This is a genomic window from Capillimicrobium parvum, from assembly GCF_021172045.1.
Lineage (GTDB): Bacteria > Actinomycetota > Thermoleophilia > Solirubrobacterales > Solirubrobacteraceae > Capillimicrobium > Capillimicrobium parvum.
Map to the genome: position 1 here is coordinate 67,757 of NZ_CP087164.1, position 20,426 is coordinate 88,182.

Annotated in this window: 23 protein-coding genes; 22 read left to right on the plus strand and 1 reads right to left on the minus strand. The window is 74.4% G+C overall.

The annotated features are described in order from the left end of the window. Nucleotides 1–208 precede the first annotated feature (208 nt). The 3 genes from DSM104329_RS00315 to fliD all read left to right on the plus strand — a co-directional run bounded on the left by DSM104329_RS00315 (nucleotide 209) and on the right by fliD (nucleotide 4,540). The gene (locus DSM104329_RS00315; RefSeq protein ID WP_259313393.1) at nucleotides 209–2,674 is read left to right on the plus strand and encodes a glycosyltransferase; all 2,466 of its coding nucleotides are present in this window, start codon (nucleotides 209–211) and stop codon (nucleotides 2,672–2,674) included. A 144-nt stretch (nucleotides 2,675–2,818) separates the two neighbouring features. Continuing rightward, nucleotides 2,819–3,157, plus strand: coding sequence for a hypothetical protein (locus tag DSM104329_RS00320; RefSeq protein WP_259313394.1), 339 nt, complete (start codon nucleotides 2,819–2,821; stop codon nucleotides 3,155–3,157). 30 nt (nucleotides 3,158–3,187) lie between these two features. Then, nucleotides 3,188–4,540: a flagellar filament capping protein FliD gene (gene fliD / locus DSM104329_RS00325; RefSeq protein WP_259313395.1), complete on the plus strand. Its 1,353-nt coding sequence runs from the start codon at nucleotides 3,188–3,190 to the stop codon at nucleotides 4,538–4,540. A 282-nt stretch (nucleotides 4,541–4,822) separates the two neighbouring features. Here the strand turns inward: fliD and DSM104329_RS00330 are convergent, their stop codons facing one another. After that, the gene (locus tag DSM104329_RS00330; protein ID WP_259313396.1) at nucleotides 4,823–6,577 is read right to left on the minus strand and encodes a cytochrome c biogenesis protein DipZ; all 1,755 of its coding nucleotides are present in this window, start codon (nucleotides 6,575–6,577) and stop codon (nucleotides 4,823–4,825) included. A 145-nt stretch (nucleotides 6,578–6,722) separates the two neighbouring features. Between DSM104329_RS00330 and fliS the strand changes: the two genes are divergently transcribed. From fliS to DSM104329_RS00425, 19 genes are all read left to right on the plus strand, one after another. Continuing rightward, nucleotides 6,723–7,097, plus strand: coding sequence for a flagellar export chaperone FliS (gene fliS / locus DSM104329_RS00335; RefSeq protein WP_259313397.1), 375 nt, complete (start codon nucleotides 6,723–6,725; stop codon nucleotides 7,095–7,097). Between the two features lie 29 nt (nucleotides 7,098–7,126). Further along, nucleotides 7,127–7,447 (plus strand): hypothetical protein, encoded by a 321-nt coding sequence (locus DSM104329_RS00340; RefSeq protein ID WP_259313398.1) that lies wholly within the window; start codon nucleotides 7,127–7,129, stop codon nucleotides 7,445–7,447. A 328-nt stretch (nucleotides 7,448–7,775) separates the two neighbouring features. Continuing rightward, entirely contained in the window at nucleotides 7,776–8,126 is a 351-nt protein-coding gene (locus DSM104329_RS00345; RefSeq protein ID WP_259313399.1) for a flagellar basal body rod protein FlgB, read from the plus strand. Next, the gene (gene flgC / locus DSM104329_RS00350; RefSeq protein ID WP_259313400.1) at nucleotides 8,126–8,584 is read left to right on the plus strand and encodes a flagellar basal body rod protein FlgC; all 459 of its coding nucleotides are present in this window, start codon (nucleotides 8,126–8,128) and stop codon (nucleotides 8,582–8,584) included. Before DSM104329_RS00345 ends, flgC begins: the two co-directional genes overlap by 1 nt. Continuing rightward, a complete protein-coding gene (locus DSM104329_RS00355; protein WP_259313401.1) occupies nucleotides 8,581–8,898 on the plus strand; it encodes a flagellar hook-basal body complex protein FliE in 318 nt (105 codons plus the stop codon). The genes flgC and DSM104329_RS00355 overlap by 4 nt, the downstream gene beginning before the upstream one ends. A gap of 15 nt (nucleotides 8,899–8,913) precedes the next feature. Next, nucleotides 8,914–10,425: a flagellar basal-body MS-ring/collar protein FliF gene (gene fliF / locus DSM104329_RS00360; protein WP_259313402.1), complete on the plus strand. Its 1,512-nt coding sequence runs from the start codon at nucleotides 8,914–8,916 to the stop codon at nucleotides 10,423–10,425. Then, nucleotides 10,422–11,441, plus strand: a complete 1,020-nt coding sequence (gene fliG / locus DSM104329_RS00365) for a flagellar motor switch protein FliG (protein ID WP_259313403.1) — start codon at nucleotides 10,422–10,424, stop codon at nucleotides 11,439–11,441. Before fliF ends, fliG begins: the two co-directional genes overlap by 4 nt. A 20-nt stretch (nucleotides 11,442–11,461) precedes the next feature. Beyond that, complete coding sequence (locus DSM104329_RS00370) at nucleotides 11,462–12,070, plus strand: FliH/SctL family protein (RefSeq protein ID WP_259313404.1); 609 nt, start codon at nucleotides 11,462–11,464, stop codon at nucleotides 12,068–12,070. Continuing rightward, a complete protein-coding gene (locus DSM104329_RS00375) occupies nucleotides 12,051–13,523 on the plus strand; it encodes a FliI/YscN family ATPase (RefSeq protein WP_259313405.1) in 1,473 nt (490 codons plus the stop codon). The genes DSM104329_RS00370 and DSM104329_RS00375 overlap by 20 nt, the downstream gene beginning before the upstream one ends. A 70-nt stretch (nucleotides 13,524–13,593) precedes the next feature. After that, on the plus strand, nucleotides 13,594–14,070 hold the full coding sequence (fliJ, locus tag DSM104329_RS00380; protein ID WP_259313406.1) for a flagellar export protein FliJ: 477 nt from the start codon (nucleotides 13,594–13,596) through the stop codon (nucleotides 14,068–14,070). After that, nucleotides 14,067–14,693, plus strand: a complete 627-nt coding sequence (locus DSM104329_RS00385; protein ID WP_259313407.1) for a lytic transglycosylase domain-containing protein — start codon at nucleotides 14,067–14,069, stop codon at nucleotides 14,691–14,693. The genes fliJ and DSM104329_RS00385 overlap by 4 nt, the downstream gene beginning before the upstream one ends. A gap of 2 nt (nucleotides 14,694–14,695) precedes the next feature. After that, entirely contained in the window at nucleotides 14,696–15,976 is a 1,281-nt protein-coding gene (locus tag DSM104329_RS00390) for a flagellar hook-length control protein FliK (RefSeq protein ID WP_259313408.1), read from the plus strand. Between the two features lie 14 nt (nucleotides 15,977–15,990). Beyond that, nucleotides 15,991–16,410 carry a flagellar hook assembly protein FlgD gene (locus DSM104329_RS00395; protein WP_259313409.1) on the plus strand — a complete coding sequence of 140 codons (420 nt, stop codon included), beginning with the start codon at nucleotides 15,991–15,993 and terminating at the stop codon, nucleotides 16,408–16,410. After that, nucleotides 16,407–16,796: a TIGR02530 family flagellar biosynthesis protein gene (locus tag DSM104329_RS00400; RefSeq protein WP_259313410.1), complete on the plus strand. Its 390-nt coding sequence runs from the start codon at nucleotides 16,407–16,409 to the stop codon at nucleotides 16,794–16,796. Before DSM104329_RS00395 ends, DSM104329_RS00400 begins: the two co-directional genes overlap by 4 nt. 76 nt (nucleotides 16,797–16,872) lie before the next feature. After that, nucleotides 16,873–17,763 (plus strand): flagellar hook-basal body complex protein, encoded by an 891-nt coding sequence (locus tag DSM104329_RS00405; protein ID WP_259313411.1) that lies wholly within the window; start codon nucleotides 16,873–16,875, stop codon nucleotides 17,761–17,763. Nucleotides 17,764–17,856: 93 nt separating this feature from the next. Next, on the plus strand, nucleotides 17,857–18,069 hold the full coding sequence (locus DSM104329_RS00410; protein ID WP_259313412.1) for a flagellar FlbD family protein: 213 nt from the start codon (nucleotides 17,857–17,859) through the stop codon (nucleotides 18,067–18,069). 63 nt (nucleotides 18,070–18,132) lie between these two features. Beyond that, nucleotides 18,133–18,954, plus strand: a complete 822-nt coding sequence (locus DSM104329_RS00415; RefSeq protein WP_259313413.1) for a flagellar motor protein — start codon at nucleotides 18,133–18,135, stop codon at nucleotides 18,952–18,954. 166 nt (nucleotides 18,955–19,120) lie between these two features. Next, nucleotides 19,121–19,978 carry a flagellar motor protein MotB gene (locus tag DSM104329_RS00420; RefSeq protein WP_259313414.1) on the plus strand — a complete coding sequence of 286 codons (858 nt, stop codon included), beginning with the start codon at nucleotides 19,121–19,123 and terminating at the stop codon, nucleotides 19,976–19,978. Continuing rightward, nucleotides 19,975–20,424, plus strand: coding sequence for a flagellar basal body-associated FliL family protein (locus DSM104329_RS00425; protein WP_259313415.1), 450 nt, complete (start codon nucleotides 19,975–19,977; stop codon nucleotides 20,422–20,424). The genes DSM104329_RS00420 and DSM104329_RS00425 overlap by 4 nt, the downstream gene beginning before the upstream one ends. Nucleotides 20,425–20,426: the final 2 nt, after the last annotated feature.

Consider the following 20,426-nt stretch of genomic DNA (forward strand, 5'->3'; position numbering starts at 1 on the left):
GGAACTCCTCGGGCGGGATGGGGACGCTGGGAGGTATCGGGTCGGCGCGAATGCGCCCCCATCCCCAGAACTCGGTACGACGGGGTCGGATATGCGTCAACGCCGGCCCTCCCCAGTTCTGGGGATGCGACCCATGCGGCTGAAGTTCCGCGCGGCCCGGCCGATGACCCGGGGGCACGTTCCCCGCTGCGAGAGGTTCGCTCCCCGCATGGCACTCCGCCTCACCGATCCCGTCGGTCCGTCCGCCGCCTCGTCCACGCCGTCCGCGCCCGTCGCCGCGCCGGCGGTCCTGCTCTTCGCCCGCGCACAGCGCCTGATCGCCACCGGCGACCTGCCGGGCTACCGGCGCCTGTTCGCCGAGGCCGCCGAGATCGAGGACGTCCACCGCCGCTACGAGGCGCGCATGCGCCTGCTCGAGGCGGGCCTGGGCGTCAAGGGCCGCACGCCGGCGGCCGTCGGGCCGGCCTTCGCCGCGGTCGCCGACGCCGCGCTGCGCCTCCTCGACGCCGAGCCGCGCGAGCCGGCGGTCGTCAACGTCGCGGGCATCGCCCTCTACGAGCTGGGCGAGCTCACCGCCGCCGAGCGGCTCTTCGCCGCCGCCGGCCGCCTCGACCCCGAGCTGCCGCACACCCAGGCCAACCTCGCCGAGATCGCGCGCCGCCGTTCCGCGGGCCTCGACGGTCCGCTGCCCCTGCCCTCCGGCGTGCGCGCGCGTCTGAAGGACCTGCGCGACCGCGGCCGGCGCGCCGCCGACCGCGCCCGGCCCGCCACCGGGTTGACGCTCTCGCTGTGCATGATCGTCAAGGACGAGGAGGCGATGCTCGGCCAGTGCCTCGCCGCCGTGCGCGACCACGTCGACGAGATCGTCGTCGTCGACACCGGCTCGACCGACCGCACGATCGAGATCGCCCGTGAGTTCGGCGCGACCGTCCTCGAGCGCGAGTGGATCGGCGACTTCTCGGCGGCGCGCAACGTCTCCTTCGACGCGGCGGCCGGCGACTGGCTGCTGTTCCTCGATGCCGACGAGGTGCTCGTCGACGGCGACGGCCCGCGGCTGCGCGAGCTGTGCGGGCGCACCTGGCGCGAGGCGTTCTACGTCACCGAGACCAACCACACCGGCAACCTCGAGGACGGCACCGCGGTCACCCACAACGCGCTGCGCCTGTTCCGCAACCGGCCCGAGTACCGGTTCGAGGGCCGCATCCATGAGCAGATCGCCCACCGGCTGCCGGGCTTCCTGCCCGAGCGCTTCGAGTCCACGAACGTGCGCATCGAGCACTATGGCTACCTCGGCGCCGTCCGCGACGCCAAGGAGAAGTCGCGCCGCAACATCGAGCTGCTCGAGCGGCAGGTCGCCGAGGGGCTCGACTCGCCGTTCCTGCACTTCAACCTCGGGTCCGAGCACGCCGCCGCGGGTGACAGCGAGGCCGCGCTGGCCGCGTTCACCAAGGCGTGGGACATGGTCCGCGACGACCCGGCCAAGACGGCGTACGGCTTCCTGCCGTCGCTGTCCAGCCGCCTGATCAAGGCGATGCGCCTGTGCGGCCAGGACGCCGCGGCGCTCGCGCGCGGCGAGGAGGTCCTCGCGTTCCTGCCCGGCTTCACCGACGTCGTCTTCGAGCAGGCGCTCGCCGCCCGGGCTCTGGGCGACGGCGATCGGGCCGCCGAGCTGCTGGAGACCTGCCTTGAGTGGGGCGACGCTCCGAGCGGGTACTCGGCCACCGTCGGCTGCGGCACCTTCCTCGCGCTGTCCGCCCTGGGCGACCTGCGCCGCGAGCAGGGCCGGCTCGACGACGCCGAGCCGCTGCTGCACCGCGCGCTCGTCGAGCACCCGCGCTTCCTGGGCACCGTCGACCCGCTCGCGGCGACGATGCTCGCTCGCTGTGCCGATCCGGCGACCGTGGTGACCACCGTCCACGGCGCGTTCGACCACGTCACTCCGGCCGCGCGCTTCATGCTCGCGCTCGCGCTCTACGAGGCCAAGGCGGTGCAGGAGGCCGAGGTGGAGCTGCGCGCCGTCCTCGACGCCCAGCCCGACGCCGCCGTCCCGCGCCTGGCGCTCGCCGAGGCGCTGCTCTCGCAGCGGCGCTACGCCGAGGCGGCCGACGAGGCGCTCATGGTCGACGCCGCCGCCGCGTGCGCCGCCGACGCCGCCCGCTCGGCCGCCTTCGCGCGGCTGGCCGCCGGCGACGCGACGGGCGCCGCCCGGGTGCTCGACCACGCGCGCACGGTCGGGCTGCCGGCGGGCGAGGTGGCCCTCCTGGACGCCTGGCGGGCTGGTCTCGCCGGCGAGGCCGGATCCGGCCCCGCGCCGCTGCCGGCCGCCGCGACCGAGCCGCTCATGACGATGCTCGAGGCGCTGCTGCGGGTCACCGACGTCGACGCGTTCGCGACGCTGGTCGGGCTCGTCGACGCGCTCCCGCTGGCCGACCGCGAGCGGCGCGAGCGCCTCGCCCGGCTCTATCTGCGCCGCGGCTTCCTGGAGTCCGCCGCCGACGAGTGGATCGCCGTCGTCCGTGAGGGCCCGGCGGACGCCGACGCGCTCGCCGGGCTCGGCTGGGTCGCGGTCGGCCGGGCGCTGCCCGAGGATGCGCTGCTGTTCGCGCAGGAGGCGCTCAGCCTCGATCCGGGCCACCCCGCGGCGCTGCGCATCCTCGAGCGGGTCCACGGTTGACCGCCGGGACCGGTGCGGCCGCCGGCCGTACAGGCGGCCAGGGCCGCCCACGGCTCGTCAAGGGCTACGGGACGGCGCCGATGACCGGTGGGAGCACGGCGTCCCACGGAGGGGGCGCCGGGACCCGATCCAGGAGGAACGTCAATGCATCCGGAGGCGTCGCAGCTTGCCAAGGTGACGCCGCTGCCCGTGCGCCCGCCGGCCAGGCCGGCGGCCCCGGCGGTCCCCGGTCGGTTCGCCGAGGTCTTCGACCTCGCCGCGGAGCGCGAGCGGCGCTCGCCGCCCCCGCCGGAGGCGCTGGCCGCCCTCGACGAGGCGGCCCGCGTGTACCGCGAGCTCGATGCCGCGGGGCTGCAGGTCCGGCTCGACCTCACCCGAGGCGTCTGCGCGCAGCTGCGCAGCCACGACGGCGCGCTCGTCCGCCCGCTCAGCCTGCACGAGGTCGTCGACCCATCCGGCCTGCTGCCTCCGGACGCGGCCTGACCCGCACCGTTCGCATGGAGGTTCGCTGACATGGCCGGCCTGCAGCTCGGAGGGCTCGTCTCCGGGATGGACACCGACACGATCGTCGCGCAGCTGCTGTCGATCGAGCGCGCGCCCGCCGCGCGCTGGGGCCACGACAAGGTCGCCGCCCAGACGCGCCAGTCCGCGCTGCGCGACGTCGAGACGCGCCTGAAGAACCTCAAGACCGCCGCCGACGACCTCGGCTCGACGCTGTCGTGGACGCCGATGCAGACCGTCGACTCGGGCGACCCCGCGAAGCTGGGCGTGCGCATGACCGGCGGCGCCGCACCCGGCGGCTTCAGCGTCAAGGTCACGCAGATGGCGACGTCCGCGCAGCAGACGTTCGTGTGGACGCCGCAGCCCACGGCGAGCGCCATCGACATCGGCGGCGTGAGCGTGAACATCGACCCGGACTCGGACATCGATCAAGCCGCGTCGGCGATCAACTCGAACTCCCAGCTCGGCGTCTTCGCCATCAACGTCGGCAACGGCAAGCTCGTGCTGTCCAGCCGGACGACGGGGACGAGCAGCGACTTCACGGCGACCGGCGCCGCGCTCGGCGCGCCGGTGTCGACCCGCCCGGGCCAGAACGCCAAGGTCAACATCAACGGAATCGACCAGCCCGACCAGCAGTCCAACGTCATCGGCGGGCTCATCCCGGGCGTCGAGCTGACGCTCAAGGGTCTCAGCGACGGCACGGTCGTCAACGTCTCGAACCCGGGGGTCGATCGAACGGCGCTGACCGCGAAGATGAAGGCGTTCGTCAGCGCCTACAACGACGTCGTCGACTTCGTCTCGTCCAAGACGAGCGAGAAGCGCGTGACCAACCCGTCCAGCAGCAGCGAGGCGGCCCTGGGCGCGCTGTACGGCGACTCCGGCCTGAAGGGCATCCTCAGCAACCTGCGCACGTCGGTCGGCTCGCCCGTGGCGGGCATGGGCGCCGGGTTCTCCCTGCTGTCCTCGATCGGCATCTCGACCGGCGCGACGACGGGCGCCGACGCGACGAACGCCGACTCGGTCAAGGGCCGCCTGACGTTCGACGAGCCCGCGTTCAACGCCGCGCTCGACAAGGACTCGCTGTCCGTACAGAAGCTGCTCGGCGGCGTCGCCGGCACCGAGGGCTTCAGCCAGTCGTTCAAGAAGCTCCTCGACCCGCTCGTCACGACGAACGGCATCCTCGACCAGCGCATCGACGGCGCCGGCAAGGAGGTCACGCGCATCGCCGACAAGGTGACGCGCCTCGACGACCGCCTCACCGCCAAGGAGGCGCTGCTGCGCAGGCAGTTCACCGCGATGGAGTCGGCGATGCAGCGCAGCCAGGCGCAGATGACGGACCTTGCGGCCCGGCTCGGCACCAATTAGAGGGAAAGCCCTGATGCGTGCGGGTCGCCGTCGGCACCCCGAGAGCGCACGGTGGCCCGCCTCCCGGCGACAGCGGCCACCGGCGCACCCTGATGCGTGCGGGTCGCCGTCGGCACCCCGAGAGCGCACGGGGGCCCGCCTCCCGGCGACAGCGGCCACCGGCGCACCCTGATGCGTGCGGGTCGCCGTCGGCACCCCGAGAGCGCACGGGGGCCCGCCTCCCGGCGACAGCGGCCACCGGCGCACCCTGATGCGTGCGGGTCGCCGTCGGCACCCCTAGCCTCAGCCGAACGTGAACGCGTAGCCCGAGACCCCGGGCGCGACCTCGAGCGTCAACACGTGGTGGCCAGCGCGGGGCAGGTCCACGAGCCGGTAGAGCCGCTGGCGGTCGACGATCGCGGCGCCGCCGTGCACGTCGGGCCCGGCCAGTCCGGGCGGGATCGGCCGCCCGTCGAGCAGCACGCGGACCGGCCGGGGGCGGCGGTCCTCGGAGCCGAGGACGAGGAACACCCGCTGCGCGCCGAAGTCGAGGCTGAGCTTCGCGTCGCGGACCGCCGTCGCCGCCTCCGGGGCGATCTCCCACGTGCCGTCGTACGCGATGCCGTTCGGGGCCGGGCCGGCGGCGGCCTCCGCGAAGTCCTGGACGCCGTCGGTCAGCCGCCCGCTCGCGAAGCGCGCGGAGCCGAGGTAGCTCTCGGGCGTCGTGATCTGCCGCGAGACGCCCTCGGCCTTCACGGGCGGGGCGTGGGCGCCCGGGCGGTCGCCCGCCTCGGCGAGGAGGTCGCGGATCGCCTGCTCGGTCTGGTCGTCGTCGCCCTCGCCGAAGTGCACGTAGCGCACCCGGCCGCGCGCGTCGATCAGGTACGTCGCCGGCCAGTACTCGTTGCCGTACGCGTTCCAGGTCGCGTACTCGTTGTCCTGCGCGACCGGATAGCGCAGCCCGTTGCGGCCGATCGCGTCGCGGACGTTGCCGGCATCGCGCTCGAACGGGAACTCCGGCGTGTGGACGCCGACGATGGTCAGCCCCTCGGAGCGGTAGCGCGCGTCCCAGGCCTTCAGGAACGGCAGCGTGCGGATGCAGTTGATGCACGTGTAGGTCCAGAAGTCGACGAGCACGACGCGGCCGCGCAGCTCGCGCAGCGTCAGGGGCCGGTCGCCCGGGGTGTTGAACCAGCGCTGGGTCCCGAGGAACTCCGGCGCGGTGCCGAGGACCGGGAGGACCTTCCCGTGGATGCCGCCCGCCCGGGTGAGCGCGGACGGGTGGGCGGCGGCGGTTCCGATCCCGCGCCGCGCCGGGTGGAGGTCCGCCAGACGGTCGTGGACGGCCCGGCTGCTCTCGAGCGAGCGCGTCGGGTTGACGACGAACGCCGGCAGGTCGTCGGCGATCGCGTTCTGGAAGCGCACGTCGTAGTCGGCGAGCATCAACACGGCGACGACGACCATCACGGCGCCCGCGCCCATCTGCAGCGCCCCCGAGCGGCGCGCGAGCCGGCGGGTCAGCCGCCGCCCGCCGAGCATGAGGACGTAGAGCACGACCGCGCTGCCCGCGGCGTACGCGAGCGCGACGGCGAGCCGCCCCGCCGTGAAGGGCTGGGCGGCCGACACGGTGATGACGCCCGCGAGGATCGGTCCGGCGCACGGCGCGTAGACGAGCCCGAGGCCCGCGCCCACGATCACGCCCGAGCCGAAGCCGCCCTCGGCGTGCGCGCCGCCCTCCGGCGACGGGACGATCCGCCCGATGGCCGCCTCCACGCGAGCCGCGAGCGGCGGCACCATCAGCACGACGCCGAAGCCGAGCAGGACGGCGATCGCCAGCGTGCGCACGAGGTCGTCGGGCAGGCCGAGGGCGTCGATGGCGTAGACGAGGGCGACCGTCGCGAAGGCGAACGCCGCCGCGAGCCCGACGACGACGCCGAGCGGCCGCCGCCGCCCGCCCGTCACCCCCGCCGCCAGCGCGACGGGGAGCACGGGCAGCACGCAGGGCGACAGCGCGGTGGCGGCACCGGCCAGGAACGCGAACGCCACGAGCAGCACCATGCACCGGCGACTCTGCCAGCGACCCGTTGCGAATGCGTTACGAACGCTCGCCCGCTCGCCCGCTCGCCCGCTCGCCCGCTCGCCCGCGCGTCCAGGCGCCGCGGCGTGGCCTCAACGTCGGGCGGCGGCGGCCGATGACCGGGGCGTGAACCCCTACGCCGCCTCGACCGCCGCCTACCAGGAGCAGGCGGTCATGACCGCCACTCCCGGGCAGCTCGTCGTGATGCTGTACGACGGCGCCATCCGCTTCCTGCGTCAGGCCGACGCCGCCATGGGCGAGCAGGCCGTGGCCCACTCCCACGACCGCCTGAACCGCGCCGAGGCGATCATCGACGAGCTGCTGTCGACGCTCGACATGAGCCACGGCGCGATCCCCGAGAACCTCGAGGGCATCTACGTCTTCTGGAAGAAGCTGCTGTGGGAGGTGCGCCTCGAGCGCGACCGCGAGAAGCTCGCGGTCCTCATCCGCCAGGTCGCCAACCTCCGCGAGGCATGGGCGCAGATCGCGCAGAGCGCGTAGCGACGGCCGGCCGGAGCGCGCCGGCCGGCGTGGGGCGCGTCGCGGCTGAGCTGCTGCACCTCGCCGAGCTCGAGCTCGAGCTCGTCACGGCCGGGCGCGGCGACGAGCTGTCAGACGTCCATGATCGCCGCGACGCCGCGATCGCCCAACTGCCCGACGAGCTTGCGGCCCCTGCCCAGGCCACGCTGCGCCTCGCGCTCGGCATCCAGCGCGAGGCCGCCGTCGCCCTCGCCGCGGCGCTCGCCGACCACGGCCGCGAGGTGGCGGCGGCCGCTCGCGGCCGCACCGCCGCGCGGGGCTACACGCCCGCCGGCCTGGACCGCCGCCGGGTCCTCGACCGCACCGCATAGCGGCCCTACCGGGCGAACGGTCGTCCACCACCGCGTCGCCGAAGCGCTGACCGGCGTCGAGGTCCTCCGTCAGGAGCGTCCCGCCGCCGGCGCGTCGCGCGGCGCAGGCGATCGCGGCGTCGAAGATCGAGATCTGCGCGCCCTCCGCGAGGGCTCCCACTTGCAGGACCAGTCCGCGATCGGTGTCCGTGACCGGGAGCCCGCTGACTTCCTGCGCGCGCGCCTGCTTCTCGCCGCCGCTCAAGAACCGCCGAGCCGGTCCGATGACCGGAGAGCCGCCAGGGAACCGGCGGCGATCAGGTCCAGGGACGGGCCGCACGGATTGGCCATGGATCTCTTCGACCCGACCCAGAACCTCCTCGGCGCCGCCATGCGCGGCGCGGCCGCGCGGCAGACCGCGCTGGCCCAGAACCTCGCCAACGCGAACACCCCCGGCTACCAGCGCGTCGACGTCGACTTCCACAGCATGTTGGAGCAGGCCTCCGGCACGGGGGACGCCGAGACGGTCGGCTTCACCGCCGAGGTCGACGGCGCCGCCCGGATGCGCCTCGACGGCAGCACCGTCGACGTCGACCGGGAGGCCGCCGAGCTCGCCGCCAACGGGCTCGAGTACCAGGCGCTCGTCTCGGTCGCCCAGGGCCGCATCGGGATCATCCAGTCCGCGCTCGGGGTTCGCTGATGGGCCTCTTCGACGCGCTGTCCATCTCCGCCAGCGGCCTCTCGGCCGAGCGGCTGCGCATGGACGTCACGGCCGAGAACCTCGCCAACGCGCAGTCCACCCAGGGCGCCGGCGGCCAGCCGTACCGCCGCAAGGAGGTCGTCCTGCAGGCGACCGGCGGCGCGGGCGGCTTCCAGGCCGCGCTCGCCGGCGCGATGGGGCCGGCCGGGGGAGGGTCCGGCGCGGTGCCCGGCGGCGTCCAGGTCGCCGGCATCGTCGAGGACGCCGAGCCCGGCCGCCGCATCTACGACCCTGGCCATCCCGACGCCGACGCCCAGGGCTACGTGACCATGCCGAACGTCGACTCGGTCACCGAGATGGTCGACCTCATCAGCGAGTCGCGCGCCTACGAGGCGAACGTCACGGCGATGCAGACGGCCAAGCAGATGTTCACCAAGACGCTCGACCTCCTGCGATGAGCCCCATCCCGATCGATCCGAGCATGGTCACCAGCGGCGCCGAGTGGTCGGTGCCGAAGCTCGACGCGGCGCCGCAGGCCGCCGAGGCCGGCGGGGCGGACTTCGCCGGCATGCTCTCCCAGCAGATCGGCCAGCTGCAGGCGCTGCAGGACCAGGCCGCGTCCGCCTCCCAGGCCCTGGCCACCGGACGGGCGACCGACCCGACCGCCGTCGTCATGGCGGTCGAGAAGGCCCAGCTCGCCATGCAGATGGCCTCGACCGTCCGGACGAAGGCCGTCGAGGCGATCAACGACGTCCTGCACACCACGGTCTAGCGAGACGACGCCCGGATGAAGCTCCTGCAGACGATGACCATGCGCCAGAAGCTGGCGCTCGCGGGCTCCGCCCTCGCCGTGATCGTCATCGCCTACTTCCTGTTCAGCCTCGCCACCAAGCCGAGCTACTCGATGCTCTCCACGGGCCTGGACCCGGCGCAGACCGGCAAGATGACCGCGGCGCTCGACGCCCAGGGCATCGGCTACGAGCTGCGCAACAACGGGACGGCGCTCGCGGTCGAGAAGACGAAGAGCGCCCAGGCGCAGATCGCACTGGCGGACGCCGGCCTCAGCGGCAGCGGCACCACCGAGCCGTGGGCGGGCTTCGACAAGCAGAAGCTCGGCTCGTCCTCCTTCCAGCAGAAGGTCGCGTACCAGCGCGCGCTCGAAGCGCAGATCGCGCAGACCGTCGGCCAGGTCGACGGCGTCTCCGGCGCGCAGGTTCAGCTGACGATGCCCGACGACCAGCTCTTCGCCGACGAGGCCAAGCCGGCGACCGCGGCCGTCCTGCTCAGCGGCGACTCGAGCTCGCTGCAGCCGGGCGCGGTGCGCGGCATCGCGAACCTCGTCGCCTCGAGCGTCCAGGACCTGAAGACCGACAACGTCACGATCACCGACGGCTCCGGCCAGCTGCTGTGGCCCGCGGGCGACGGCTCCGCCGGCGGCGCGGGCGAGCTGTCCAAGCCCGCCGCCGAGGCCCGGTACGCGGCCGGCCAGGAGGCGTCGCTGAACGCGATGCTCGTCCGCATGCTCGGGCCCGGCAAGGCCCAGGTGCAGGTCAACGCCGACCTGAACGTCGACGACACGTCGGTCGAGAGGCTCCAGTACGGCAAGAAGGGGACGCCGCTGCAGCAGACGATCGAGAACGAGCGCCTGCGCGGCAGCGCCGCGGCGGGCGGCCGCGGCGCGGCGGGCACCGCCTCCAACGTGCCCGGCTACGCCGGCGCGGCGGGCGGCGCCGGCGGCCGCTCCAACTACACGAACAGGAAGGAGTCGACCGACTACGGCGTCGACAAGACGGTCACGCACACGAAGGTCGCTCCCGGCACGGTGCAGCGGCTGAACGTCGCCCTGGTGGTCGACAAGACGGTTCCCGCCGCCGAGGTCAACCAGCTGCGCGCGGCGGTCGCCAGTGCCGCCGGCATCGACCAGCAGCGCGGCGACACGCTGGCCGTCAGCCAGATCGCGTTCGCGGCGCAGCCCGCGGCGGCGCCGACCGGGTTCGTGCCGTCCGGCGGCATGCTCGGCTACGCGAAGTACGCGCTGCTCGGCCTCGCCTCCCTGCTGTTCCTGTTCTTCCTCACCCGCCACCTGCGCCGCCGTGAGAACGAGGCGCTGACCGACCCGACGTGGCTGCGCCAGCTCGACGCACCGACGCCGATCGCGCAGCTCGCCGACGGCCCGCCGCCGTCGCTCGTGCCGGCCGGCAACCCGCGCCGCCGGCAGATCGAGGAGGTCGTGGCCAAGGAGCCCGAGCGCGTCGCCGCCGCCGTGCGGGGCTGGATGAACGAGGACGACCAGGGATGAGCGTGACCGCGGAACCGCCGGTCCGCGGCCGGCGCAAGGCCGCGGTCCTGCTGATCGCGCTCGGCCCCGAGCGCGCGGCCGCCATCCTCGAGCACCTCGACGACGACGAGGTCGAGGAGATCTCGCGCGAGATGGCGGCGATCAAGCAGGTCACGCCGGAGACGAGTCAGAGCGTGCTCGACGCGCTGGCCGAGGAGGTCACCGCGCCGGCCCAGGCCGTCATCGGCGGGCTCGACTACACCTACGAGGTCCTCGAGAAGCGCTTCGGCCGCCAGCGCGCCCAGGAGGTCGTCGACGCGCTGAGCGGCAAGCTGTCGCACAAGCCGTTCGACTTCCTGCGCCGCACGCCGCCCGAGCAGGTCGCCGCGTTCCTGCAGGAGGAGGCGCCGCAGACCGTCGCGATCGTCGTCGCGAGCCTGCCGAGCTCCATCGCCGCCCGCGTCCTCGCGGAGCTGCCCAAGGAGCTGCAGGGCGACGTCGCCCTGCGCATCGCGACGATGTCCGAGACCAACCCGCTCGTCGTGCGCGACCTCGAGGCCGCGCTGAAGAAGAAGCTGTCGGCGATCCTCGACCAGGAGCTCACCGCCGCGGGCGGCGTGCAGTCGCTGGCCGAGATCCTCAACCAGGCGGGCCGCTCGACCGAGCGCCACGTCATCGAGGCGATGTCGGAGTCCGACCAGCTCCTCGCCGAGGAGGTGCGCCAGCGGATCTTCACCTTCGACGACATCGTCACGCTCACGGACCGCGACATCCAGGTCCTGCTGCGCGACATCGACCAGAAGGACCTCGCCATCGCGCTGCGCGGGGTCGACCCGAAGGTCCGGGACAAGCTGCTCAACAACCTGTCGTCGCGGGGCGCCGAGATGCTGCGTGAGGACATGGAGGCCATGCCGCCGCAGCGCAAGGCGCTCGTCGACGAGGCCCAGTCGAAGATCGTGCGCGCGGCGCGCGTGCTCGACGACGCGGGCACGATCACCATCCGCCAGTCCGACGGCGGCGAGGACGAGGTCGTGTAGATGACCGACCCGATCATCTGATGCCGGAGTTCACGTACGCCCCGCTCGAGGCCCCCGCCGACCTGGCCGTCACCGCCGCCCAGCGCACGCGCGAGGCCCATGACGTCCTCGCGCTCGCCCGGCAGGAGGCCGGCGCGATCCGTGCGCAGGCGCACGCCGAGGGCTTCGAGGCCGGCCGCCAGGAGGCCGTCGCCGCGGCCGCGCCCGCCGCCGAGGCGCTGGCGGCGGCCGCCCGCGCTCTCGCCGCCGAGACGGACGCCCTCGCCGAGCGCACGGAGATCGCCGCCGTGGAGCTCGCCCTGCGGATCGCCGAGCAGGCGCTGGGGGCCGCGCTCGCCGCCGAGCCCGCCCGCGTCCTCGACGTCGTGCGCGGCGCGCTGCGCCGCCTCGTCGAGCGCGAGCGCGTCCTGCTGCTCGTCAACCCCGGCGATCTCGATCTCGTCCGCGACCGCGTCGGCGCACTCGTCGGCGAGCTCGGCGGCATCGAGCACTGCGAGGTCCAGGCCGAGCGGCGCGTCCCGCGCGGCGGCGCCGTCGTGCGCACCGAGGAGGGCGAGGTGGACGCGACGCTCGCCACGAAGCTGCAGCGCGCGCGCGAGGTGCTCGAGCATGAGCTCAGCGCCGCCTGACGCCGGCGCGCACGACGCCGTGCGCAGCGGGCGCCTGGCGGAGGCCGTGGGCCGCGCCGACCTGCACCTGCGCCGCGGCCGCGTCTCCGAGCTCATCGGCCTGATCGTCGAGGCGACCGGGCTGGAGGCGCAGGTCGGTGAGGTCTGCGAGATCGCCGCACGCCGCGGCGCGGCACCCGTGAAGGCCGAGGTCGTGGGCTTTCGCGCCAAGCGCACCCTGTTGATGCCGCTCGGCGAGATGCAGGGCATCGGTCCGGGCCACGTCGTCACGGCGACCGGCACCCAGCTGCGCGCGCCGGTCGGCCCGGCCCTGCTCGGCCGCGTGATCGACGGCCTCGGCGCGCCGATCGACGGCGGCGGCCCGCTCGAGGCGAGCCAGACGCGCCCGGTCACCGCCGCGCCGCCCGATCCGCTCACGCGCCCGCGCATCCACCAGCGCATCGGCCTGGGCGTGCGCGCGCTCGACGCCCTCGTCCCGTCCGGCGTGGGCCAGCGCCTCGGCATCTTCGCGGGCTCGGGCGTCGGCAAGTCGTCGCTGCTGGGGATGATCGCGCGCAGTGCGCCGCCCGGCGACGCGGGCGGCCGGCGCGTGAACGTCATCTGCCTCGTCGGCGAGCGCGGCCGCGAGGTCCGGGAGTTCGTCGAGCGCGACCTCGGCGATGCGCTCGCGCGCTCCGTCGTCGTCGTCTCGACCTCCGACCAGCCGGCGCTCGTGCGCATCAAGGCCGCGCTGACCGCCACGACGATCGCGGAGTCCTTCCGCGACGCGGGCGCCGACGTCGTGCTGATGATGGACTCGGTCACCCGCTTCGCCATGGCTCAGCGCGAGGTCGGCCTGGCCATCGGCGAGCCGCCCGCCACGCGCGGCTACACCCCCAGCGTGTTCGCGCTGCTGCCGAAGCTGCTCGAGCGTTCGGGCACCAGCGAGCACGGCTCGATCACCGGCCTGTACACGGTGCTCGTCGACGGCGACGACATGAACGAGCCGATCGCCGACGCCGTCCGCTCGATCCTCGACGGCCACATCGTCCTCACCCGAGAGCTCGCGCACGCCGGCCACTACCCGGCCGTCGACGTGCTGCAGAGCGTGTCGCGCCTCGTCGGCGACGTCACGACGCCCGCCGTGCGGGAGGCCGGCATGGAGATGCGGCGGCTGCTCGCCGCGTACCGCGACAAGGCCGACCTCATCGCCATCGGCGCGTACGAGCGCGGAACCGACCCGCAGACCGACCGGGCGATCGACCTCAAGGAGCACATCGACCGGTTCCTGCGCCAGGGCCTCGACGAGGCGGACCCGTACGAGGCGGTCGACCAGCGCCTCGTCGAGCTGGTCTGCGCGCCCGAGGTCGTCGACGCCGAGCCGGTCGACGCGACGGCGGGCCCGTCGCCGGCCGACCCGTTCGCCTCCGGCGGGCCGAGTGCGCTGCCGCCGCTGAACCTCGGTGTGGGCTGAGGGGTCCGAGGCGTCCGACACGCGTCCAGCTTCCCTTGATCCACCTGCGCCCCGACCGACCACCAAGATCGTGAGCAAGCCCTTCCGCTTCCGCCTCGAACGCGTCCGCGAGCTTCGCGAGCACGACGAGGACCGGGCCCGCGAGGACCTCGCGGCCAGCCTCGGCGCGCAGGTGCGCGGCCAGGCCATGCTCCACGCCGCGACGCTCCGGGTCGCGCAGGCGCAGTCCGACCGCCGCGACGGCGTGCTGTCCGGCGGGCCGGTCGCCTCCTTCGACCTGCACGCCCACCAGCTGTGGGCCGAGCGGCTGCAGCGCCAGCGCGCCGACGCGGAGCTCGCCCTCGAGCGCGCGGGCGCCGAGGTCGACGCCCGTCGCAGCGCCCTCGTCGAGGCGAGCCGGGCCCGCGAGGCCCTCGAGCGCCTCAAGGAGCGCGGCCGCCTCGAGCACCGCGCCGAGATGGAGCGCCTCGAGGGTGCGCAGCTCGACGAGATGGCCCTGGCCGGGTTCCTGCGCCGGCGCCGCGCGAGCGGGGAGGCGGCGCGATGAGCATCGCCGCCGTCACCGCCCGCGTCGGCGAGATCCAGCGGCTCATCGGCGCCCTGAACGGCGGCGTCGCGGCCCCCGCGCCCGCCGCCGCCATGCCGCCGCCCGCCGCCGCGCCGGCGCCGGCGCCCACCAGCTTCCGGTCGCAGCTCGCCGCGGCGACCGGGCCCGCGGCCACGACGTCGCTCGGCAGGGGCGGCGGCTCGACGCAGTTCGACGCCCTGATCGCCGCGGCGGCGCAGCGCAACGGCGTCGACCCCGCGCTGCTGAAGGCGCTGATCCGCCAGGAGTCGAACTTCGACCCGAACGCCGGCAGCCCGGCCGGGGCACAGGGGCTCACGCAGCTCATGCCCGGCACGGCCGCGGCGCTCGGCGTCGCCGACGTCCACGACCCCGCCCAGGCCGTCGAGGGCGGCGCGAAGTACCTGCGCCGGCAGCTCGACGCCTTCGGCGGCGACGAGACGAAGGCGCTCGCCGCCTACAACGCCGGACCGGGCGCGGTGCAGCGCTACGGCGGCGTGCCCCCGTACGCCGAGACGCAGCAGTACGTGCAGAAGGTCCTCGGCTACGCGGCCGAGTACCGCACGAACGCGGGCGGGTTCCTGTCAACGCCGACCATCACGTGAGCATGGAAGCCATCACCACCGCGCCGCCGCCCGGAGGCGGCACCGGCGCTCCGCCCAGCGCGGCGCCGGACACACCGGGGACACCGTTCGAGACGGTGCTCGGACAGCAGGCAGAGGCCTGGACCGCACAGCTGGGGGGCCGCCAGGACACCGAGACGGCCGGGGAGCCGGCGCCCGACGGCGCCGCCGCGGCCGGGATCGCGGCGCTCGCCGGGCTCGTGCCCGCGCCGGTCGCCGCTCCCGCCGGGCTCGTGCCCGCCCCGGTCGCCGCTCCCGCCGCCGCCGTGCCGCCGGCCGACACCGGCCCGGTCGCCCCGCCCGCCGGTGCCGCGGGCATCGCCGTGGCGCCGGGCGCCGGGACGGATCTCGCCGGCGCAGAGCCCGCCGCGACGACCCCGGTCGTGCCGGCCCAGGCGCCCGCCGTCCCGAGCCCTGCGGGAACGGCAGCCGCGGGAGCGGCTGAGGACCAGACGCCGGCGCCCGCCGCGCCCGCCGCGCCCGGGGACCAGCCGGCGCCCGCCTCGCCGGCCGCGACATCCGCGGCCCCCGGCGGCCCCGGGACCGGCGGCGCACCCGCCGGCGGCGGTCGCCAGGATGCGCCGGACCACCCCGACCGCGCCGCGCCCGGCCTCCCGTCCGCGGGGGCAGCGCCGGTCGCGGCGCCGGCACCGCCGGATCCCGCGCCCATCCCCGCGCCGGCCGGCCCGGCACCCGCGGCCGCACCGTCTCCGGCCGACGTCCCGCCGGTCCCGGCGCCGCCGCCTGCCGCCGCGCCGGCGCCCACCGCACCGCCGCCCGCCGCGGGCAGCCCGGTCACGCTGCCCGCGCCCGTGCCGCTCGCCCGTGCCGCCGGCGGCGTGCACGACCTCATCCAGCTCGCGCGCTCGCGCGACGCCGCCCACGCCCGGCTGGTCCTGCACCCGGCGGACCTCGGCGGCGTGGAAGTCCGCCTGCGCCACGACCGCGACGGCCTGCACGCGACGGTCCACGTCGAGCATCCCGAGGCGCTCGCCGCGCTCGACCGCGGCCTCGGCGACCTGCGCCGCTCGCTCGAGGCGCGCGGCGTCACCGTCGCGTCGCTCGACCTGAGCCTCGCCGGCGAGCAGCAGGGTCACCGCGAACCCGCGTCCGCGGGCGGCGACGGCGGCTTCGGCCGGCCCGGCACCGGACGTCCCGGGGCGCCCGCGCCGGGCGACGGACCCGAACCCGACCCCATCGAGTCCGCGACGACGGCCCGGGGTGGGTGGGCCGGATCCGGCGCGATCGTCGACGTGATGGCCTGAGCGAGGAGCACGACATGAGCACCACCCCGGCCACGACCCCCGCCGCGGCCACGACCGCCACGACGACGACGGACGCGAGGAAGAAGCCGGATGCGATGGGCCTCGACAAGGACGCCTTCCTGAAGATCCTCGTGGAGCAGCTGCGCCACCAGGACCCGTCGCAGCCCGGCGACTCGCAGCAGTACATCCAGCAGATGACGCAGTACTCGATGCTCGAGCAGCTGAACAACATCAGCACCGCGGTCCAGAGCCAGAAGGCCGACACGGCCAACACGACGGCCCTGAACCTCGTCGGCCGCACCGTCACCTGGAAGGACCGCACAGGCGAGCACTCCGGCCTCGTCGACAAGGTCAGCTTCACCGAGGACGGCGCGACGCTCACCGTCGGCGGCGCCTCCGGGATCGAGCTCGGCAGCGTGACCGAGGTCCGATGACCCCGCTCGGCCACAACCCCGCGCTGGTCCCCCCGGGGATCAGCGGCCCGCCGGCCACCGCGCCGGCGCCCGCCGCCCGGCCCGTGGCGGCGCCGAGCCGCGCGTTCGGCGACATCCTGGCCGAGCGCACCCCCTCGGTGCAGTTCTCCGGCCACGCCGTCGAGCGGCTCAAGCGCCGCGGCATCGACCTCGACCCGGCGACGATGCAGCGCCTGTCGGGCGGCCTGGACCGCGCCGCGGCGAAGGGCTCGCGCGAGTCGGTCGTCTTCGTCGACGACAAGGCTTTCGTCGTCTCGGTCCGCAACCGCACCGTGATCACCGCGGTCGACGCCGCGCACATGCGCGAGCACGTCTTCACCAACATCGACTCGGCGGTCATCGCCTAGTCGCCCCACCACGACCCGGCTGGACCTCGTGTCAGAGGAGGCCGGAGCAGGAGCACCCCACACCATGATGCGAGCGATGTTCTCCGCCATCAGCGGACTCAAGGCCCAGCAGACGATGCTGGACGTGACCGCGAACAACCTGGCCAACGTCAACACCCTGGGCTTCAAGGCCAGCGCGACGTCCTTCCAGGATGCGCTGTCGCAGATGCAGCGGGGCGGCTCGGCCGCCAACACCGCCGGCGGCTTCGGCGGGTCCAACTCGGCCCAGATCGGCCTGGGCGTGACGGTCGGCGCGATCGCCAACCGCATGGGCGGCGGCGCGATCCAGACGACCGGCAACCCGCTGGACGTCGCGATCTCCGGCGAGGGCTGGATGCGCGTCGGCCAGGCGTCGGCGGCGCCGACCGTCGGGAACCCGCTGACCGGCGTCCCCACCGCCGCCGACGTCAACTACACCCGCGCCGGCAACTTCATCCGCAACAACGACGGCTTCGTGACGACGCAGGACGGCTACTACGTCGTCGGCCGCAGCAACCCGACCGCCGCGGGCGTCGACGTCCTCATCAACATCCCGGCCGGCGCGACCGACGTCACCGTCGGGTCCGACGGCGCGGTGAGCTTCATCCCGCCGGCCGCCTACGCGCCCCCGGCGCCGCTGCCGCCCGTGGTCAACGGCCGCGCGACCGCCGGCTACGTCTCGCTGGCGAAGTTCCCCAACGACCAGGCGCTCGAGCATGCCTCGGGCAACCGCTTCCGCGCGAACGGGTCGAGCGGCATCGAGACGGTGGGCACGCCGGGCGCCAACGGGTACGGCTCCGCGATGGGCGGCTCGGTGGAGATGTCCAACGTGGACCTCGCCACCGAGTTCACGAACATGATCGTCGCGCAGCGTGGCTTCCAGGCCAACTCGCGGGTCATCTCGACCGGCGACCAGATGCTTCAGGACCTCGTCAACCTCAACCGGTAGGCCGACGGGCCGCCGCGGTCGACGGTCGCGTGAGGCGGGACGGGGCGGAGGGTCCCGTCCCGCCGGCGCGCGGCCGGACGCCAGGAGACACCCATGATCCGACTGCACAAGCTCTCGCACGACCGGGAGCCGTTCCATCTCAACCCCGACCTCATCGCCACCGTCGATGCGCACCCGGACACGATGCTGCACCTCACGACGGGCGCGCGCATCGCGGTCGCCGAGACCGTCGACGAGGTCGTCGCCAAGGCGCACGACTGGCGCGTCCAGATCGCCGCCGGGGCGCTGCGCCTCGTCAAGCCGTGACGGCGTCCACGCTCCGTCCACCGGCCGGCTGAAGACCCGCCCGGCCGTGCCGATGACAGGGACATGAAGGCGGCAACCGTCATCGGGCTCGTCATCGCCCTCGTCGGCCTGGCCGGCGGGGCGACCATCGAGGGGACCGCGGTCACGGCGGTCATCCAGCCCCCGGCTCTGCTGATCGTCCTCGGCGGGACCTTCGGCGCCACCATGGCCGCCTGCGGCATGGAGGGCGTCAAGTCGATCGCCCCCGGCTACAAGCTGGCGATGAGCCCGCCCGAGCTCGACCTCCCCGGCCGCGTGCGGGAGCTCGTCGGCCTCGCGGAGCGGGCGCGCAAGGAGGGCCTGCTCGCGCTCGAGGGGGAGCTCGAGAACGTCGAGGACGCGTACATGCGCAGCGGGCTCCAGCTGGTCGTCGACGGCACCGAACCCGAGCTCGTCCGTGAGGTCCTCGAGGGCGAGATCGACGGCATGGAGGCCCGCCACAAGTCGGGCTACGACGCCTTCGAGAAGGCCGGCGGCTTCGCGCCGACGATCGGCATCATCGGCACCGTCCTCAGCCTCATCCACGTGCTCGGCAACCTGTCGGACCCAGGCAGCCTCGGTCCGGCGATCTCCGGCGCGTTCATCGCCACGCTGCTCGGCGTCGGCACCGCGAACATCGTCTACCTGCCGGTCGGCAACCGCCTGAAGAAGCTCTCCGGGCAGGAGGCCGCGATGCGCACGATGGTCCTCGAGGGCATCCTCGCCATCCAGGCCGGCGACAACCCGCGGATCGTCACCGAGAAGCTGCTGACCTACCTGCCGCCGGCCGATCGCGAGGCCGCCCGCGAGCCGTCCGGCCCGAACCTGCGCCTCGCCGACCCGCCCGGCGAAGCCCAGGCCGCGTGAGCGCTTCATCCCGCAACCCTCGGCCCGAGAATGACCCCCATCGATCACCGCCATCCGGCGTCCTCGACCTTCGAGATCCCAGGGGGATTCCTTCAGGTCTGCGTCCTTGGCCGGCGGCGCCGCTGGGCGCCCTTTCAAACCGACGGCTACGAGACGGAACGCTGACATGGCCGGTCATGGCGGACGGCGCAAGCGGGCAGACCACGAGTCCGAGCACCCGGACGAGCGGTGGCTCGTCAGCTACGCGGACATGGTCACCCTGCTGATGGCCCTGTTCATCGTGATGTTCGCGATGGCGAACGTGAACACGTCGAAGTACTCCGCGCTGAAGGACTCGCTGTCGGAGGCGTTCTCGGGCAAGGTCCTGCCCGGCAGCGATTCGATCATCGACGGCGCTCCGTCGGCGGCCATCACGAAGGTGCTGCCGGCCGGGTCGGGGACGAGCAACGCGTCGTCGCCGGAGGCCGAGCGCGCGGCGGCCGAGGAGAACGCCGACCTCCAGCAGCTCAAGCGGCGCGTCGACGCCGAGGCGCGCAGGCGCGGGCTGACCGACAAGCTGCAGACCCGCGTCGAGCGTCGCGGCCTCGTCATCACGATCCTCACCGACAAGCTGCTCTTCGACAGCGGCCAGGCGGCCCTGCGTCCCGACGGCGCGACGCTGCTGCGGTCGATCGGCGGCGTCCTGCGCCAGGAGGACTCCCATCAGGTCGTCGTCGAGGGCTACACGGACACCGTGCCGATCCGCAGCTCGACGTATCCCAGCAACTGGGAGCTCTCCACGGCCCGCGCCTCGACGGTCGTCCGCGCGCTCATGAGCGCCGAGGTCGCGGCGACGCGGCTCACCGCGGCCGGCCGCGCCGACCTCGACCCCGTCGCCAGCAACGCCACCGACGCCGGGCGCTCACGCAACCGGCGCGTCCAGATCGTGCTGCCGCGGCGGGCCTCGTCGCCGACCGCCGACGCCGCCGCGCCGCAGATCGGCCCGTCCGAGCCTCAGATCGGCCCCCAGGAGACACACCAATGAAGTCGAAGCTGAAGTTCATCGTCCCCGTCGTCCTGCTGGTCGTGCTCGGGGGCGCCTACAAGTTCGTGCTGGCCAAGCCGAAGCCGGTGCCGAAGCCGAAGGTGGCCGGCGAGGTCTACGTCCTGCCCAAGGAGTTCCTCGTCAACCTCGCCGACGGCCGCTACGCGAAGCTCGGCGTCGGCCTCGTGATGGCCCACGGCGAGACCTCCGCCCCCGCCGCCGGCGGCCACGCGGCGGCGGCCGAGCCGCCCGAGGGCTACGGAGCGCTGCCGCAGGAGGCGCTCGTGCGCGACATCGTCACCAACGAGATCACCGACGTCTCGGCCTCCGAGCTCACGTCCGGCAAGGGTCGCCGCGAGCTCAAGAAGCACATCCTCGCGAAGCTCCACGCGGAGACCGACGTGCACGCCGACGACGTCCTGTTCACCGACGTCACCGTCCAGTAGCG